Source organism: Marivirga sericea (genome assembly GCF_900177665.1).
GTDB lineage: Bacteria > Bacteroidota > Bacteroidia > Cytophagales > Cyclobacteriaceae > Marivirga > Marivirga sericea.
This window is the reverse complement of the sequence record NZ_FXAW01000002.1, coordinates 99,190-117,643: the sequence shown is the minus strand read 5'-3', so window position 1 is coordinate 117,643 and position 18,454 is coordinate 99,190. Positions and strand designations below refer to the sequence as shown.

The following is an 18,454-nucleotide window of genomic DNA, read 5'->3' as shown; positions in this document are numbered from 1 at the left end:
GTCCACGCTGCCATGGTATATTTATGGCTAAGTCATTCTTACCTAATGATGCCATTGAGGCTGATCGCTATAAAGCACACAATAATGATGTAACCGACCCCAACTATCAGAAGTTTGTTTCACCAATAACCGATGCTATAGATAAAAACTTCAGTAAAGACCAAAAGGGTTTAGATTTTGGTTCGGGAACTGGACCTGTCATTACGAAGGTGCTAAAAGAGAAGGGATATACACTAGAAACTTATGATCCGTTTTTTGACAATCGGCCTGAAGTTCTTAAGGAAACCTATGATTTCATCGCTTGTTGCGAGGTAGTTGAGCATTTTCATACCCCAGACTTAGAATTTCAAAGACTCCGTTCTTTGCTAAAGCCCGGTGGAAAACTGTACATTATGACCAATCTTTTTAGCGAAAAGACGCCATTCGATTCCTGGTATTATAAAAATGACATGACTCATGTTTTCTTCTATCATCAATTTACTTTTGATTGGATAAAGAAATCATTTCTATTCAAATCACTAGAATTTGAAGAACGGCTTACCACCTTAAGCCTCTAATCAAAATACTGATTTTTAGCCTCTTATGTTTGATTTGATCTTTTAAAGGTGTATATTATACAACACTAAATTATTTTTCAATCATGGTAAAAAGCTATCAAGGAGCATTCATTAAAAAAGAATCTAAGCAGGAAGAGCAGCAAAGCATATCAGTAGAAGACTATATGGCTAAAAAACTTATTACTTTCAATGAGCATCAAACCATTTACGAAGCGATGGATATACTCATGAAAAAGAAAATCTCAGGTGGCCCGGTAGTAGATGAAGAAAATAACTTAATCGGTGTAATTTCAGAAGGTGACTGTCTTAAAGAAATTGTCAAAGGGAAATATAACAATTCACCAAAACTGCCTGGATTGGTGAAAGACTATATGGCAACAAATGTAATTCATATTGCACCCGAGACTAATATTTTTGAGGCAGCCAATATGTTTCTAAGAATGCGTTTTAGAAGATTTCCTGTGATAAGGGAAGGTAAATTAATTGGTCAAATTAGTCAACGCGATATCATGCGTGCAGTAAGAGATAGCCAAGAAGTGAACTGGAAACATTAAAAAAGCCGAAAACTTAGATTTTCGGCTTTGTACATATATTGATTATTTTCAAATTACTCTGCCGCTAAAGCTTCGGCTCCAGCCGTAATTTCTAATATTTCTGTAGTAATAGCTGCTTGACGAGTTCTGTTATAAGTCAATCTCAACTCCTTCAACAGGTCTCCAGCATTCTCTGTAGCCTTATCCATAGCTGTCATTCTAGCCCCATGCTCTGAAGCATTAGAATCTAAAAGTGCCTTGAACAATTGCGTTTTTAGAGAAGTTGGAATTAATTCCTTTTCAATATAATCCCTTGATGGCTCATAAGAATAATCGTGATCGGTAGCCTTGCCTCCTGTATCATCAGCCTTAGCAATTGGAAGAAATTGCTCTTGATTAAGTAATTGCGTTGCAGCATTTTTGAATTCATTGTAAATGATTTCAACTTTGTCATAAGTACCTTTCTCAAATTCATCCATCACAAATTGAGCTGCTTCACTCACCTCTTCGTAATTCAATCTGTTGAATAAATCAATGTAATCAGCATTATTAGAAAGCTTATTTCTTTTCAAGAAGTCGGCAGCTTTTTTTCCGATAGTCATGAAATGTAAATTACCTTTCTCTGCAATTGACTCATACTCACCTTCCATTAAGCTCTTCACTCTTCTAGTTACCGTACTGTTAAAGGCACCGCAAAGCCCTTTATCAGAAGTGACCAGAATTAATAAGACGCTCTCCACTGTTCTTTCTTTCGCATAAGGATTATTCATTTCCTCTCCACTACCACTTACGTTTTGTAAAATAGCAGATAGTTTTTGGGAATATGGACGCATCATGGTGATCCTATCCTGTGCTCGCTTCAACTTTGCAGCTGCCACCATTTTCATGGCTTTAGTGATCTGTTGTGTTGAAACAACTGAACTAATCCTATTTTTTACTTCCTTCAGATTTGCCATACAGCCTTATGTCTATTTTGACCTTTATATATTAAAGGAAAAAGTTAATCTTAAAAATGAAATCAGGAGCTGCTATTTCAAGCTCCTATTATCTATTAATATTTTGATGATAAATCGTCAGCTACTTTCTTCACTACTGCGATAAGCTCGTCACTAATTTTACCAGATTTGAAAGCATCAAGTGCTTCTCTCTCTTGGTTTTCCATTATCAAGGCAAATTCCTTCTCAAAAGCTCTCACTTTTTCAACTGGAACTTTATCTAAGAACCCTTTAGTAGAAGCAATGATAATCGCTACCTGCTGCTCAACTGCAACCGGTGAATACTGTCCTTGCTTCAAAATTTCTTGGTTACGCTTTCCTCTTTCAATAATTCTTTTCGTAGCAGGGTCTAGATCAGAACCAAACTTCGAGAACGCCTCTAATTCACGAAACTGCGCTTGATCTAATTTCAGAGTTCCTGAAACCTTCTTCATTGATTTGATCTGAGCGTTACCACCTACTCGTGATACAGAGATCCCTACGTTAATAGCAGGTCTGATACCGGCATTAAATAGGTTAGTTTCCAAGAATATTTGACCATCCGTAATAGAAATCACGTTAGTTGGAATATACGCTGAAACGTCACCTGCTTGTGTCTCAATTATTGGAAGTGCTGTTAATGACCCACCACCTTTCACTTTGTCTTTTAATGAAGGAGGTAAATCATTCATGTCTTTAGCAATAGTATCATCATTGATTACTTTTGCAGCTCTCTCTAATAAACGAGAGTGTAAGTAGAAAACATCACCAGGGTATGCTTCACGTCCCGGAGGTCTTCTTAATAACAAGGACACCTCACGATAAGCAACTGCTTGCTTTGATAAATCATCAAAAACAACCAAGCCAGGACGACCTGTATCTCTAAAATACTCACCGATAGCAGCACCTGCGAACGGAGCAAAGAACTGCAATGGAGCAGGATCAGCAGCAGAGGCCGACACGATAGTAGTATAAGCCATCGCACCCGCTTTTTCTAACTCAGATACAATTTGAGCTACTGTAGATGCTTTCTGTCCAATCGCAACGTAGATACAATAAACTGGATTACCAGCATCATAAAATTCTTTTTGGTTGATAATGGCATCAATAGCCACCGCAGTTTTACCCGTCTGACGGTCACCAATAATTAACTCACGCTGACCTCTCCCAACAGGAATCATAGCATCAATAGACTTAATACCTGTTTGCAAAGGCTCACTTACCGGCTCACGGAAAATAACACCCGGTGCCTTACGCTCCAACGGCATATCAAATAGTTCGCCTTCAATTGGGCCCTTCCCATCAATAGGTTGACCTAGCGTATCTACAACTCTTCCTGCGATACCATCACCTACTTTAATGGAAGCGATTTTCCCTGTTCTTTTCACAGCATCGCCCTCTTTAATTCCTTGTGAGCTACCGAACAATACAGCACCAACATTATCCTCTTCCAAGTTCAAAACTAATGCCTGTAAGCCGTTTTCAAATTCTAACAACTCACCTGATTGTGCCTGTGTCAAGCCGTAAATACGTGCAACACCATCACCAACTTGAAGGACTGTACCAACTTCTTCTAATTCTGCTTCTGTTTTGAAGCTTGAAAGTTGTTCTCTTAATATTGCTGAAACCTCGTCTGGTCTAACCTCTGCCATTATTCTGTTATTATAGGTTAATTAATTTTTTAAATCTGCTTGATATATTGATTTTGGGTTAATTCCCGTCTCAAATCATTTAATTTGCTTTGAATAGTTTCATCAATCTGCTTATCTCCCACCCGGATTAAAAAGCCACCAATCAAAGCCTTATCTACTTTTTCGTTCAATTCAACTTCCTTACCGGAAATCTCCTTTACAATTCTAATCACCTCTGAACGTAAACTATCATCCAATTTGAATGTAGTACTAACATCAGCAGTGATAATCCCTTTATGCTCATTATAAAGCTGCTTGAAAACTTTTGCCATTTCAGGCAAAACAGACTCTCTGTGTTTTCTTGAAACAATATCAAAAAACAAAGAAGTCATTTCTTGTACTTTGCCTTTGAAGACGGCCCGAATGACAGCAGCTTTTTTAACGCTCTCCAAAATCGGGTTATTCAACATAAGTACAAATTCTCTATTCTCCTTGCAGACTTTAGATAAAAGTTCCATATCCTCCTTAATGTCCTCCAGTTGATTTTTTTCAACTGCAAGGTCTATTAAAGATTTGGAATACCGGGATGCAATTCTATATTCTGACATTTGATCAGATTAATTGAGTTTTAAATCTTTCATAAAATCTTCAGCTAAAGCTTTTTGAGCTTTATCATCAGATAAGTTTTTACGAATAAGCTTTTCTGCAATTTCTAATGAAAGCTCAGCAACTTTAGTTGTCACCTCTTTCAAGGCAGCTTTTTTCTCTACCTCAATAGCATTCTTAGCATCAGAAATCATTCTATCAGCTTGCTTGGCGGCATCAGATTTAGCTTCTTCTTTAATTTTATTAGCGATGTCAGTTGCTTCTTTTAAAAGCTTATCTCTCTCCAACCTTGCCTCTTGCAATAATTTTTGATTATCAGCCTGCAATTTTGCCATCTCTTCTTTCGCATTTTCTGCTGACTGCAATGCATCTGCAATACTACCTTCTCTTGCTTTCAAAGAGTTTAGAATCGGCTTCCAAGCGAACTTTGATAATAATCCCAAGAGAACAAGGAAAATGAGGAGCTGCATGAAAAACAAGCCCGGAGAAAAATCATTTATTAATTGTTCCATTTCTTTATTTGAATAATTTAAGTTTATGAAAACGCTATTTGCGGCCTAGCGCACACAAATAGCGTTGTTTTTTTTCGGATCAAATCATCCAGCAAGGATCAAAGCACCAAATGCTAATCCTTCTAATAATGCACCGATGATAATCATAGCGGTCTGAATTTTTCCAGAAGCCTCAGGTTGTCTAGCAATACCTTCCATTGCTTTTCCACCAATTTGACCTAGTCCGATACCAGCACCGATTACGATTAATCCTGCTCCAATTAAATTGTACATGATAGTTGATTTATATTAAATTAAACAAAAATACTCTTTTAATGATGCTCCTCTACTGCCATACCTATGAACAAAGCCGATAGCATTGTAAAGATATAAGCTTGAAGAAAAGCGACTAATAACTCTATTAACGTAATAAAAAATGCCAATCCAAATGATATACTTGAAGAAGCAACAATACCAAATTGCGAACGCATTGTAATAATTAAAGCAATCAGACTCATAACTACTACGTGACCAGCCGTAATGTTTGCAAACAAACGAATTAGTAAAGCAAAAGGCTTAGTGAACATTCCCAACACCTCAATTGGCATTAAAATTATTTTCATTGGAATCGGAACACCGGGCATCCAGAATATATGCTTCCAATACTCTTTATTCCCACTAAATTGAGTTAAAAAGAAAGTAATTAAGGCTAAACCTACAGTTACTGCGATATTCCCAGTTACATTGAAACCTAATGGTGTTAAACCTAACAAGTTTAAAATCCAGATATAGAAGAACACTGTAAGTAAATACGGAATAAATTTTTCATACTTAGGACCAATATTGGGTCTTGCAATTTCATCTCGAACGTACACTACTAAAGGTTCGAGAATTCTTCCCACTCCTTTAGGAATAGCTGTTTTACCATAACCCTTTGCTAATGATCTGAAGCCAATGAACATCAATAAAGAAGTTAATAGCATACCAACCACATTTTTTGTAATTGAAAAATCCAAAGGTTTAGCATTTACAGTATGACCTTCATCATCTAATTTAATTTCACCTTCCGCATTTGTTTCATAAACTTTGCTATGATAGAGTGCAAAATATTTATCTTTCGATTCCGCCACTTCATGTCCATGATCAAATTCTGAGGAAGAAAAAACATGTAAACCATCAGACCATAAAATTACAGGCAAGGGGAAACCGATGTGAGTCCCTGTCTTACCATTGGTCCAGAAAGTAAAATCATGAGAATCCTGCAAGTGGTGCTGAATATATTCGTTAATCTCCTCTTTGGTGTCTATTTGCCCACCTTCTTCTGAACCTCCTGCAACCGCAAATAACGAATTAACGTTAATCAGCGATATTAAAAGTAATAACAACAATGCGTTTCTCATTATAGTTGGATTGATCATTCTACTTTTTACGATAGCCTTAATTTTGGGGCAAAGGTAATCAATTTCTTATTAAAGATAATTTTTTTATTAAGTTTTTTAGCCCTTAGAATCTGATTCATTATTAGCCGCATTCATGAGCCTTCCACTATAGATGGCTTCTAAAACTAAAAACATGAAGAAAGGAATGATAATAGATATTCTCTCCAAAAAGTTCAAAGGGGAACTGGCAAAAATAGTGTCTTTAAAGACTAAAACAAACAGCCCAATTTTAACAAAAACACTGGCTAAATAAAAATAACCAACTTGATCTGGTAGTCTTTGACTGAGAAGTTCAACAGACAATACAATTATGATGAATGCGATAAAATGAAATAGATATATCGAATTAATTGAGTAGGTCAGCGTTTCGTCAATGCTACTAATATACCATTTTTGAATAAAAAGAATAGCGGAGGCTAACCCGACAGAAAGAAGCGTGAAGATTATAAGTCTTTTGAACATTGATTCTACTCTTGTGCTTTGATCACTTCGCGTATGACCACAAAAATTGATAGAAAAACTGCCAAAAGCGTAATGATTTTTGTATAAATATCAGAACCACTTTCAGCAATTTTGTCGATATATTTTCCGAACAAATTTCCCAAGTAGATTGTAACAGCCATCTGAATGGCTAAACCTGAGAATTTAAAATAGTTATTAAACTGCTTTGGCTTTTTCAATTTTCGGGTTTGAATTTCCGTTCGCTTTTTCCTCTCCTATTTGAATAGTTTTGTTCGAAACACCCATCTTACATTCTCCATTGAATGTTGCGCCTGACTCCACAATCAATTTATTGGCTACAATATCTCCGTGAACAACAGCAGAAGGTTTCAAAATTAATAGCTCTGTTATTTCGACAACGCCTTTCACTTCTCCTTCAATCTCTGCATTTTGAGACAACACGTTTCCTTCAATATGGGAAGTAGTGCCTAAAACCAATTTAGATTTAGTTTTAATATTTCCGATTACTTTTCCATCAATTCTAATATTTCCGAAAGTCTCTATATCTCCGTTAATAGTAGTTCCCTTTCCTATTGTATTGCTGGAACTTGTGATATCTTGTGCCATTTGTATTTTTTCTTGCTTGTTATTAAACATTTCCGTTTCCGTTTCCTATTTCTTAAAAAGTAATAAACTCTTCCGGGTCTACCGGATTTCCATTATACCATATTTCTAAATGAACATGTGGCCCTGTAGTAAGTTCCCCAGAATTACCAATTATGGATATTACCTCGCCTGCATTTACAAAATTACCAACTTTTTTTAATATTGCAGAATTATGTCGAATTACCGATATTAAATTAGCCCTATGCTGAATGGCTATTACATATCCTCCATCCTGTGTCCATGACGATAATATAACGGTTCCGTCTGCAATAGATTTTACTGGTTCGTTAGTTTTCGCTACAATATCTATCCCATAATGATCTATGCTCAAATCATAAGGAGAACTTACTATCCCTTGCAGTGGTGGGAAAAAGAAAATATCTTTCAATTCCTCTGCATAATTATTGCTTGAATAACTCGTCAGACTAAAATCTTGTTCTTCAAATTCTTGTCGTATGATAGAGTCACCTACATTCATTTGCTGTGGGTTCATATCTCTGTTCAAATCATCCGTATTAACTTGATCAGGCCTTCTGTATAATTCTCCATCTGGAACATCTCCTTCCAAGATTGTTTGAACATTCGTAATGAAACGATCCTGAGCTCTCAACCTTGATTTCAAAGAGTCCATCTCCATTGTCAATGATAATAACTTTTGATTATATTCCATGGTCGTATGTCGTGGATCAAACCATTGAGACAGTAACGACTGAGATAAATATAAGGCACTAATAAAAATGATAACAAAAGTTAAAAGACCAATAACTGCTACTTTAGCATAAGTAAAGTTAATGGTAGATACTTCAGCTAAGTTTTCTTCGTTTCTTACCACCATTTGATATCTAGTGGTAAGCCAATTGGACATTGTCTTTCTTATTCGCAACTTTGTTTTTTAATTATTTAATGCAAAAATACATATTATCAACGACTCTCAATACTTTTCTTATATGAATCGCTTATTTTAGTCGTTTCAAATTCGCAGTGAGTATAAATATTAAGAAATATCGAAATCTAATACTGAGCTTATTATTGATTCTTGGCGCCTGCTCACCAGAAAATTCTGGAATAGTAGGCTACAGTTATCACAATGTTACAGCCAAATACAATGCTTATTTCATCGCAAACGAAAAATTGCAAGAGGTATTATTAGAAATTGAAGAAGCCCATAAAAATAATTTCAATCGGGTATTAATGGTAAAAGCTCCAATCGATACTAATATCGTAAACGCTAACACGGAAAAAGTTGAAGATGTTATTAAAAAAGCTTCAATTGCAATACAAAGGCACAAGGTGAGCAAGTGGGTTGATGATAGCTATATTTTAGTTGGAATTGCTCGAATGCTAAACCAAGAATTTGAGGAATCCATAGAAACCCTAAAATATGTTAATGTTAATAGTAAAGATGAACAAACGAAATATTTAGCCCTTACTCATTTGATTCGGACGTTCACTGAATATGGAGAATTGAATAATGCACTTGCGGTTATTGATTATCTCAATCGGCAAAAGCTTTCAAAATCCAATAAACGAGCCTTGTATTTAAATGCCGCCAATTACTATCAGATTACAAATAATCCCAATAATCTAATTAGATACCTAAGCGAAGCTATTAAACTAATGCCCAAAGGGCCTGAAAAAGCAAAAATGCATTTCATTTTAGGTCAGCTGTATCAAAAATCAAAACTTGATGCTGTTGCTTATGACAATTACAATGAAGTATTAAGCAATAGACCTCCCTATGAATTATCTTTCTATGCTCGTTTAAATATGGCTCAAGTAACGGAGTTGTCAAAAGGTGAAGATGTCAAAAAGATTAGGAAATACTTTGAACAACTGCTTAAAGATGGTAAAAACACGGAATTTAAAGATAAGATCTATTACGAAATGGCTGAGTTTGAATTAAAGCAAGATAACATCACTGAAGCTATTCCTTTTTATGAGTCTTCCATACAAGAAAGCATAGATAATCTCAGACAAAAGTCTTTTTCCTACCATAAACTAGGTCTTATTTACTTTGATAAATTAAAGAAATATCCTCTGGCAAAAGCTTATTATGATAGTGCATATAATATCATGCCTAAAGATGAAAGCATCTATCCTCAGGTTGAGACACGTCATGATGTCTTGTCAGATTTCATAAAGCAATTTAACACCATTCACGAGAATGACTCCTTATTGAATCTTGCAAAAATGGACAGCAGTGCTTTAAATACCATGTTCTTGACATTACGAAATGATAGAATTGCTAAACAAGAGGAAGAAGAGAAAAAGCAAAAAAGAGCAGAAAGAAATCAAGCAGCAAACACGAAGCAAAGTGCCTTTGAAGAAGGTCCTTCTTTACAAACCAATACAGCCCCCGGTGGTGGTTTTTATTTCTATGACCCCTCTACAGTTGCTCAGGGGAGAAATACCTTTAAAAGAACTTGGGGAGATCGATCATTACAAGATGATTGGAGAACGAAAAGGAACCAGCTGTACGAGGAAAATAATGCAATTGAAAATGAAAACGAATTGGCAATGGCAGGACAAAACAAGGCTGTCGAAAAATCGGAGGAAGAACTCATTGCAGATGAAAGATCTGAGTTTTTTAATTCCATACCATTTGACACGGAGGAACAACAGCAGTTGCATGAGGAAATGGAAGTTGCCTATTATAAATTAGGGAATATCTACAACTTCGACATACAAGAAAAACAAGATGCTGTCAAAACCTACGAAACTCTTTTAGAAAGATATCCTGATACGGACTATAGAGCTGAGATTTTGTATTTATTATACATATACTATCAGGAAAAAGAACTAGATAAAGCTTCAACCTTTGCAGATGAACTGGTCCAGAAATTTCCAGACACCATTTTTGCAAAATTGATAAAAAACCCCAATTATCAGGAAGAAAGCAACCAGGCTAGCGCAAAAGTCAAAGTCATTTACGAAAAAGCGTATCGACTCTATCAAAATGAGTATTACAAAGAAGCCTTAAAAGAAATAAATGATGGTCTAAACAACTATCCTGAAAACGATTATGAAGATAATCTCAAACTTCTAGAAGCTTTAATAACAGGCGTGCTTGATGGAAAAAATGCTTACAGGTTTAAGCTCCAGACCTTCTTAGAAGACTATCCAGAGAGCGATGTATATGATTTTGCAAAATCACTTTTAGCAGCCATAGATCAACTGGACAAAAAACAGCAACAGAAAGAACAAATAAAATATATCCCTTTTTTCGAGCAAGCTCATTATTTTGTGGTAGTATATGAAAAGAATAAAGCATTATCAGGAGTACTACCTGAAGAAATAGAGGCCTTTGGAGAAAAATTCTTCCCAGACCAAAATTTAAATGCAGGGAATCTCGTTTTCAATGATGAATATTCAATGGTCCTTTTAAGTGAGTTTAATCAAAAAAATGCCGCAGAAGCCTTTTACAAAAAATTTAATAGTGATTTATCTCCTCTAAAAAACTTCAGTAGCTTAAATTTTAGTAATTTTATAATCTCAAAAGATAACTTTCAAATCTACTATCAGGCGAAGGTGGTTGATAGCTATACGGAATTCTTTAACTCAAATTACCAAGTAACGCCCTAATAGAGAGAGAAGATTTGATCTTCAATTTATGAGTATACCGAATATGAAAAAATCAAAAATACATAAAGCAATAATTGCACTATGGGCTATCTTCATAATAGCCATCATTAGTTTTTCATTATTTATCTATAGCATCAGTATCAACCTAAATGGATGGTATGGGGAACTACCTGGTTTAAAATCATTAGAAAACCCTAAAAGCGATCTATCTTCGGTTCTGTACTTTGCCGATAATGTGGAGATGGGGAAATACTATCGCTACAACAGGAGCCAAGTAACTTTTGATGAGCTGTCTCCCAATGTGGTCAATGCTTTGATAGCAACAGAGGACATTCGCTTTACAGAACATTCAGGAATTGATCTTTACGGACTCGGAAGAGTCTTTTTTAAATCCATTCTGATGTTTGATAAAAGTGCTGGTGGCGGCAGTACAATTTCTCAGCAATTAGCAAAAATATTATTTCGGACTAGAAGTGACTTATCTAATGGAACTTGGAATGACATTCCTGTTCTAGGTTTGGTAATTGCCAAAATGAAAGAATGGTTGGTGGCAGTGAAGCTAGAACGATCTTACACTAAAAAAGAAATTATTGCCATGTATCTTAATACATTTGAATTTGGTAGTAATGCATTTGGTATAAAAACCGCCTCACAGACGTTTTTCAATACAACACCAGACAAACTCACGATTCCAGAAGCCTCTGTATTAGTCGGACTTTGCAAAAACCCGAATCTCTACAGCCCTGTATATGAACCTGAAAACTCTTTCCAAAGAAGAAATACGGTCATGAATCAAATGAGGAAATATGGTTATATCGATGATGAAGCTTATGATTCATTAGCTTCAAAACCAATTGAACTAGATTATGATGTAGAAAATCATAATGATGGTCTCGCCACTTACTTTAGAGGCGTTATTTTATGGGATCTTCTGGCTTGGTCAAAAGCAAATGGTTATGACCTGTACGAGGATGGCTTGAGAATATACACAACCATTGATAGTAGAATGCAAAAGTATGCGGAAGAAGCTGTAGAGGAACACATGAAGTACCAGCAGGAGCTTTTTGATGAACATTGGGAGGGTAAAGCCCCTTGGCGAGATGAATCTGGAAGAGTTATAAAAGATTTTGTAAAAAACGAAGCGAGGAAAACAAAAGCTTATGACCAATGGGAAAAGAAGTTTGGAGATGATGAAGAAAAAATATTCGACAAACTGCGAGAACCTAAAAATATGAAGGTCTTCAGTTGGGACGGAGAAATTGATACAGTATTAAGTACAATGGACTCTATCCGATATTTCAAGCAATTTCTGCATGCTGGCTTCATGGCCATGAATCCTAATAATGGTCATATAAAAGCTTGGGTTGGAGGAATCAACTACAAATACTTTAAGTATGATCATGTTAAGCAGGGTAGAAGACAACCAGGTTCTACATTCAAACCACTAGTTTATGCTGCTGCTATCGATAATGGTTATTCGCCTTGCTATCAAATTGAAGATGTGCCTGTTACCTTTGAAGTCCCTGGAGACCCACCGACTTGGACTCCTTCAAACTCTGATGGGAAATTCTCTGGAGAAACCATGACTTTGAGGCAAGCTATGGCACGATCATTAAATTCAGGTACTGCTTATGTAATGAGTAAAATCGGTCCACAAACAGTAGTTGACTATGCCAAAAGACTTGGTGTAGAAAGTCCACTGGCAGCTGTACCCTCATTATGTTTGGGAACTTCAGATGTATCAATTTATGAACTAATCGGAGCCTATAGTACCTTTGTGAATGAAGGATTCTATACAAAACCGTTCTATATTGAAAGAATTGAAGATAAAAATGGAAAGGTTTTGAAACAATTTGTACCAAAAACAGGAGAAGCACTTAGTTCTGAAACCGCATACGCTATGTTACATATGCTAAAAGGATCTACTGAAATATCGGGAGGAACTGCATTAGGACTCGACCGAGAATTAAGAGTAGACAACGAAATAGGAGCTAAAACTGGAACTACTCAAAACTATTCGGATGGATGGTTTGTAGGCGTCACCAAAGATTTAGCAGCGGGTACATGGGTAGGAGGAGATGAACGAAGCATCCACTTTAGAAATATTTCATTGGGCCAGGGTGCAAGAATGGCTATGCCCATTTGGGAAAAATTTATGATGAAGGTTTATGCGGATGAAGAACTTGCTATCTCAAAAGGACCATTCAAAAGACCTTCCAATCTATCAATGGAGCTAGACTGCGAACAATACATGATGCAGCAGAACAATGTTACTGACTCGACAGAACAAATTCAAAAACTGGATGTTGAAGGCATACAATAAACAATTGTAAAATGTACGATGCGGTTTTCTTAAAGCCACAGGATATTAATGAGCTCCCGAAACTACCAGGTGTCTATAAATTTCATAGCTCATCTGGAGACATTATTTACGTTGGGAAAGCAAAAAATCTCAAAAACAGAGTAACGAGCTACTTCAATAAGTCAACTCAACACAACAGGAAAACCATTCGATTAGTAAGGGAAATAGAAAAAATTGAAATTGCAATTGTAAATTCCGAATTTGATGCCCTTCTACTCGAAAACTCCTTGATTAAGGAGCTGCAACCCAAATACAATATCCTACTGAAGGACGATAAATCCTTTCCTTATCTATGTATTACAAATGAACCATTTCCAAGGATCATTTCCACTCGCAAGAGAATAGCAAGAAATGGCACCTATTTCGGCCCTTATGCTAGTGTCAGAGCCATGAATAATGTATTAGAATTAATTCGCAAACTGTATACAATCCGAACATGCAAATTAAATCTTACTGACCAAAATATAAAAGCTGGTAAATTCAAGGTATGTTTAGAATACCATATTGGCAATTGCAAAGGCCCATGCGAAGGTCTTCAACAACATGATAACTATCAGAAGGACATAGAACAAGCAGCTGAAATTCTTAAAGGAAATCTAAATATACCAAAACAACATTTTCGGGAACACATGCAAATTGCAGCCGAAAATCTTGACTTTGAAAAGGCTCAAAACTACAAAGACAAATTTGACCTATTAGAAAAATTCCATAGTAAGTCCCTGGTAGTGAATCCTAAACTTACCAATATTGATGTATGCAGCATTATATCTGAGGATAAGTATGCTTTCGTAAACTATATGAGAGTGAATAATGGAAGTATAAATGTTACCAAAACGATTGAATTAAAGAAAAAATTAGATGAAACTGATCAAGAGCTCTTTCTCCTCGCTCTTATCGACCTACGAAAGCAGTATGAAAGTACCACCGAAGAAATATTAACCAACATTGATATTGAAAATCTACCCGAAAAATTTCATTTTATAAAACCACAAATTGGAGACAAGAAGAAGTTAGTAGAAATGAGCTTGAAAAATGCTCTTTACTTTAAGAAAGAAAAGCTTAACCAAAATGAATCTAGCAAAATAAAGGAATTAAGAGTCTTGAAGCAACTGCAATCTGATTTGCGACTCAAAGAACTTCCCATTAAAATAGAATGCTTTGACAACTCCAATATGCAAGGCACCAATCCGACAGCCTCTATGGTTCACTTTAAAAATGGTCGCCCTAAAAAGAGTGAATACAGACATTATCATGTGAAAACAGTAATTGGCCCTGATGACTTTGCTTCTATGACAGAAATTGTTGGTAGACGCTATAAAAGGTTAGTAGATGAACAACAAGACCTTCCCAACCTGATCGTTATAGATGGTGGAAAAGGGCAGTTAAGCGCAGCAGTTAAGGCTCTAAACCAACTTGATCTATATGGGCAAATTCCGATTATTGGCATTGCTAAGCGACTAGAAGAAATATACTTTCCAGACGACCCCTATCCAGTTCATATTAGTAAAAAAAGTGAAGCCCTTAAACTTTTACAACGGTTGAGAGACGAAGCACACAGATTCGCTATTACTTTTCACAGACAAATAAGAAGCAAAAATAGCTTTACAACTGAATTAGAAGGAATTCAAGGAATTGGAGAAAAAACAATAGATCAACTGCTTTCTCATTTCAAATCAGTAAAGAAGATCAAAGAAGGAAGTTACGAAGACTTGAGTAAAATAGTGGGCAGCAGTAAAGCAGAACAACTACTAAAAGCCTTCAAACAAAAAGGGGAAGACCTTTAAGCCTCCCCCTCTTTCAAAATATTATTTGATATTAAATTAGTACGACCACAATTCGTGCTCTTTCTCCATTAACTCATATTCAAGCCACTGAGAAGCCATAATACCTTGTCTAGGAGATTCGTCATATATATCTATGATCATATTATCGTCAGGATTAGCAACTTTCACAATTCTACCATTAAATAATCTTAAAGCAAAAGCATCTGCTAAGTTTTTGTGTTCAGCGCTATTCTGTGGATTGAACCAAATCATCTGCTCTGGATTGCTTCTGAACAAATCGACTAAGTCTTTGTATTTGAAAACACCAACTGTTCTTTCAACTCCGGATGTAAAATTCTCAGCAGGAATAATAATTTTGATAGCCTGAATGTCCCAATTAGTAACAGATCTTTTCTTATCAAAGATCATATCCTCTACAATCTCTAAAGTTGACATTTCTCTAACTAAAAATTGTGTAGAAACCTCATTTGCCGGTGCACTCTCTTCTTCTTCTCCAGCTGACTCATCAGCTGCAGTATCACCCCAACCGTCATCATTGCCCCATGAATCTCCACCAGTATCACCCCAGCCGTCATCAGCTCCACCCATATTCATATCTTGCAATGCAGGGTTTTCTAATTTCTCTAAAAACTCTTCTTTAGTTAATCTATTAACCATAGAATCGCCTTGGTAAATAGGAATAATTCCAGCTTTAGCAGCATTCACGATATGCTTAGTAATCTCATTATTTGAGGCAAAAAATGGTTCATTCTGCTTCTCACGTAAGTCCATTCTTCTCCATACCCTCTTCTTGAACATAATATCATCTTCATGAATAGGATAAACCGAATTAGGATTATATCCATCATTGCTAGATTCTTGAGCTTTTAGTGGCTGAATAAAAACCATTAAAGCTAAACCTACTGTTAACAACACAAACTTTTTCATAACATCTAATTTTAACACTTTTAATTTAGAGTAATAGGATAAACTAACTCACCTAAAGCTACTTCTTCCGTATTTCCTCTAAAATTTCTTCTTAAGACCTGATCTACTTGCACAACCAATCGATCACCAGGACGAGCATTCGACATTAGTTGACTAATATTTACAGTCTCACTTGTAGCTTTAATAGGTTGGCCTACAGGTCTAGGTCCCCTTGCTAAAGTAATTGTCCATCTTGTCACTTTATACTGCGCATCTTTCGGTAACTGTGCCTTAAAGTTTTCATCAGCAATCGCTTGAACTCTAAGTACTCTCATTGCAGTTGCTTTTTCACCTTGCTTCAAGTTTACCGGTTTTGAACCATTATAAACTTCCACATCAGGTTTCGGTATTCTTCGAACACTAAACTCTTTATTTCCGATTTTATTACCATTTGAACTAACACCCAACGTTACTTTAGGAGCATTTGGAATAATGGTAACTCGTCCTCTTTCCTGTCCTTCAATAGAACTACCACCCTGCACAGAAAATGATGGATTGTAAGCAGTTCCTAAAGCAGGCACTAATACATCTAGCTCGTTTCCACAATTTAGATACAATTGACTTAAAGCAGCTGATTGCACTTGTATAATTGGTTCAGCTACAAAGTATTCAATTTCTTGTCTGTAAACACTATCTTTCAGCTTTGCTGTAGCCTCATATGTTTTTCGTGCAGTTCCCTCTTCACCATATGAACTAGCAGGAGTCGCAGTAAATTCAATTTTACCTGATCCACTTTCTACATCTATTTCTTTACCATTAAAAGTCATCTCTGGGTCTTCAGCAGAAGACGAAGCAGCTACAATCAAATCAGCTTTATACTTCGCACCGGCAGCTACCACCTTAGATTCAGGTAAAGCTACTAATTGGATTAAATCAAATTTTAAGTCACCGGCCCCCACTCTCCTCGCTAGTAAATCTAATGCTCGTGCTTCATAGGCCATCACTTTGTTCTGATAATCACTAATGGTAGCCAAGGCAGCTGGTGTTGGTGCGCCCATAAACTCTAAAGTTGCCCAGTCCTTACCATTTTGATTTGGATCATCTTGAAATCTAGGGTTTTCGTTTGCATCTAAAGCTAATGGATCAAAACTTACAGCAGAATCAGCAACAGTCTCATCTACAAAGTTTGCATACTCGTTCAGAGACTTCTGGAGTTTGATCCCATTATTTTCATTTTCAGGCATCATATAGTTACCAACCATATCGTAATCGGTTTTACCAACCATTTCACCGTCCTCATTGTAACCTCCTGTAATATCAATAAAGGTGTCTTTGTAAGTTTTCAGTTCAGCAATCATGTCACGAGTTTTTTCCCTGATCACTTTTGCTTTATCCAAAATCTTCACATCATCTGGACGACTGCCAGATTCTTCCACTGCATTTTCAATTCTACGCAGAGTATTACCGTTTTGCTCTTTAGCAGCATCTACAGACACTTCCAAAGAGTTATTAATGTCGATGAATTTGTCGAGTACCGTAACACTAACGTTAAGCGCCAAAAGGGCAGTCAGTACTAAGTACATCATGCCGATCATCTTCTGTCTTGGGGTTTCTTTTCCTCCAGCCATATAGATTTATAGTTTAAGCTTTAAAAACAAATTAACCTTTCATTGCAGAAAGCATATTACCATATACCTTATTCAATTGAGAAAGATTAGTTGTTAAGTTTTTAACTTCTGTTTGGAATTGAGCAGTATCTTTACTTGCTTCTGTCATGCTATCTAAAGCAGTAGCCAAATTCTTGTAGAATTTATTCATTGCTTTCACATGGTTCTGAGAATCTTGCAATTCCATTTCGTAAACTTGATTTAATGCAGTCAAGTTTTTAGTTACCGCTTGTACTTGAGAATGATAAGATTTTGCATCCATTGAAGCGTTTGACATCTCTGACATTGCCTTCACGGTGCTGTCATAAGATTTATTCATTTCTAATAATGATTTGCTAGCTTGCTTAACATTGTTAGCATAATCATTAGTAGCGACTGCAGCATTACTTAAGTTGGACATTTGCTTAGCTGAATCAGCCATACTTTTCATTCCATCACCTAAACTTTTGATCAAATCAGGACCAATTTTACCTTCTTCTAATATTTTATCGAGTTGTTGTGAAGTACTACCACCACCAGCGGATGAGATTTGTTTCTTTCTTGGAGCAGGCTCTTCATCAAATTCTTCTGCTAACTCTGGATACACTTTACTCCAATCTACTTCTTCATGTGTAGGTTCAAATGCACTTAATAAGAATATAATGGCCTCCGTACTTAAACCAACACCTAACATAAAAGATGCACCCGGTAGGTGAAGAATCTTAAACATGGCTCCGATAATAACGATAGCCGCACCAATACCATACACCTTAGGCATTATGGTTTTAAATAGTAACTCCTGAAATCCGCCTTTTTTATTACTCATGTTTGTAGTT

General features: G+C 36.1%; 18 protein-coding genes. 5 read left to right on the top strand and 13 right to left on the bottom strand.

Annotated elements, in window-relative coordinates; genetic code table 11:
• Window positions 1-23 precede the first annotated feature (23 nt).
• Both B9Y84_RS05695 and B9Y84_RS05690 read left to right on the top strand, forming a co-directional pair.
• Window positions 24-557, top strand: coding sequence for a class I SAM-dependent methyltransferase (locus B9Y84_RS05695; RefSeq protein WP_245830827.1), 534 nt, complete (start codon window positions 24-26; stop codon window positions 555-557).
• A gap of 83 nt (window positions 558-640) precedes the next feature.
• On the top strand, window positions 641-1,111 hold the full coding sequence (locus B9Y84_RS05690) for a CBS domain-containing protein (RefSeq protein WP_085516141.1): 471 nt from the start codon (window positions 641-643) through the stop codon (window positions 1,109-1,111).
• Window positions 1,112-1,164: 53 nt separating this feature from the next.
• On the opposite strand, the gene atpG is transcribed toward B9Y84_RS05690, so the two are convergent.
• The 10 genes from atpG to B9Y84_RS05640 all read right to left on the bottom strand — a co-directional run bounded on the left by atpG (window position 1,165) and on the right by B9Y84_RS05640 (window position 8,203).
• Window positions 1,165-2,046, bottom strand: a complete 882-nt coding sequence (gene atpG, locus B9Y84_RS05685) for an ATP synthase F1 subunit gamma (protein ID WP_085516140.1) — start codon at window positions 2,044-2,046, stop codon at window positions 1,165-1,167.
• A 95-nt stretch (window positions 2,047-2,141) separates the two neighbouring features.
• A complete protein-coding gene (gene atpA / locus B9Y84_RS05680; RefSeq protein ID WP_085516139.1) occupies window positions 2,142-3,716 on the bottom strand; it encodes a F0F1 ATP synthase subunit alpha in 1,575 nt (524 codons plus the stop codon).
• A gap of 29 nt (window positions 3,717-3,745) precedes the next feature.
• A complete protein-coding gene (gene atpH, locus B9Y84_RS05675; protein WP_085516138.1) occupies window positions 3,746-4,303 on the bottom strand; it encodes an ATP synthase F1 subunit delta in 558 nt (185 codons plus the stop codon).
• 9 nt (window positions 4,304-4,312) lie between these two features.
• The gene (locus tag B9Y84_RS05670; RefSeq protein ID WP_085516137.1) at window positions 4,313-4,813 is read right to left on the bottom strand and encodes a F0F1 ATP synthase subunit B; all 501 of its coding nucleotides are present in this window, start codon (window positions 4,811-4,813) and stop codon (window positions 4,313-4,315) included.
• An 84-nt stretch (window positions 4,814-4,897) separates the two neighbouring features.
• Window positions 4,898-5,086, bottom strand: coding sequence for an ATP synthase F0 subunit C (gene atpE / locus B9Y84_RS05665; protein ID WP_085516136.1), 189 nt, complete (start codon window positions 5,084-5,086; stop codon window positions 4,898-4,900).
• A gap of 38 nt (window positions 5,087-5,124) precedes the next feature.
• On the bottom strand, window positions 5,125-6,192 hold the full coding sequence (gene atpB, locus B9Y84_RS05660) for a F0F1 ATP synthase subunit A (protein ID WP_139827952.1): 1,068 nt from the start codon (window positions 6,190-6,192) through the stop codon (window positions 5,125-5,127).
• Window positions 6,193-6,288: 96 nt separating this feature from the next.
• Complete coding sequence (locus B9Y84_RS05655; protein ID WP_085516134.1) at window positions 6,289-6,693, bottom strand: DUF6168 family protein; 405 nt, start codon at window positions 6,691-6,693, stop codon at window positions 6,289-6,291.
• Window positions 6,694-6,698: 5 nt separating this feature from the next.
• Window positions 6,699-6,911, bottom strand: a complete 213-nt coding sequence (locus B9Y84_RS05650) for an AtpZ/AtpI family protein (protein WP_221406410.1) — start codon at window positions 6,909-6,911, stop codon at window positions 6,699-6,701.
• Window positions 6,889-7,329 (bottom strand): bactofilin family protein, encoded by a 441-nt coding sequence (locus tag B9Y84_RS05645; protein WP_085516132.1) that lies wholly within the window; start codon window positions 7,327-7,329, stop codon window positions 6,889-6,891. The genes B9Y84_RS05650 and B9Y84_RS05645 overlap by 23 nt, the downstream gene beginning before the upstream one ends.
• A gap of 22 nt (window positions 7,330-7,351) precedes the next feature.
• Window positions 7,352-8,203, bottom strand: coding sequence for a M23 family metallopeptidase (locus B9Y84_RS05640; protein WP_245830826.1), 852 nt, complete (start codon window positions 8,201-8,203; stop codon window positions 7,352-7,354).
• Between the two features lie 116 nt (window positions 8,204-8,319).
• Between B9Y84_RS05640 and porW the strand changes: the two genes are divergently transcribed.
• Genes porW through uvrC form a run of 3 tightly spaced genes read left to right on the top strand, consistent with a single transcriptional unit; the run spans window position 8,320 to window position 15,066 of the window.
• A complete protein-coding gene (gene porW / locus B9Y84_RS05635; protein ID WP_085516130.1) occupies window positions 8,320-10,920 on the top strand; it encodes a type IX secretion system periplasmic lipoprotein PorW/SprE in 2,601 nt (866 codons plus the stop codon).
• 43 nt (window positions 10,921-10,963) lie between these two features.
• On the top strand, window positions 10,964-13,243 hold the full coding sequence (locus tag B9Y84_RS05630) for a penicillin-binding protein 1A (protein ID WP_085516129.1): 2,280 nt from the start codon (window positions 10,964-10,966) through the stop codon (window positions 13,241-13,243).
• An 11-nt stretch (window positions 13,244-13,254) separates the two neighbouring features.
• A complete protein-coding gene (uvrC, locus tag B9Y84_RS05625; RefSeq protein ID WP_085516128.1) occupies window positions 13,255-15,066 on the top strand; it encodes an excinuclease ABC subunit UvrC in 1,812 nt (603 codons plus the stop codon).
• A gap of 36 nt (window positions 15,067-15,102) precedes the next feature.
• Here the strand turns inward: uvrC and porN are convergent, their stop codons facing one another.
• The 3 genes from porN to porL are packed head-to-tail and all read right to left on the bottom strand — an operon-like array spanning window position 15,103 to window position 18,444.
• Complete coding sequence (gene porN / locus B9Y84_RS05620) at window positions 15,103-15,993, bottom strand: type IX secretion system ring subunit PorN/GldN (RefSeq protein WP_085516488.1); 891 nt, start codon at window positions 15,991-15,993, stop codon at window positions 15,103-15,105.
• 20 nt (window positions 15,994-16,013) lie between these two features.
• Window positions 16,014-17,600 carry a type IX secretion system motor protein PorM/GldM gene (porM, locus tag B9Y84_RS05615; protein WP_085516127.1) on the bottom strand — a complete coding sequence of 529 codons (1,587 nt, stop codon included), beginning with the start codon at window positions 17,598-17,600 and terminating at the stop codon, window positions 16,014-16,016.
• Window positions 17,601-17,631: 31 nt separating this feature from the next.
• Window positions 17,632-18,444, bottom strand: a complete 813-nt coding sequence (gene porL / locus B9Y84_RS05610; RefSeq protein WP_085516126.1) for a type IX secretion system motor protein PorL/GldL — start codon at window positions 18,442-18,444, stop codon at window positions 17,632-17,634.
• Window positions 18,445-18,454 lie beyond the last annotated feature (10 nt).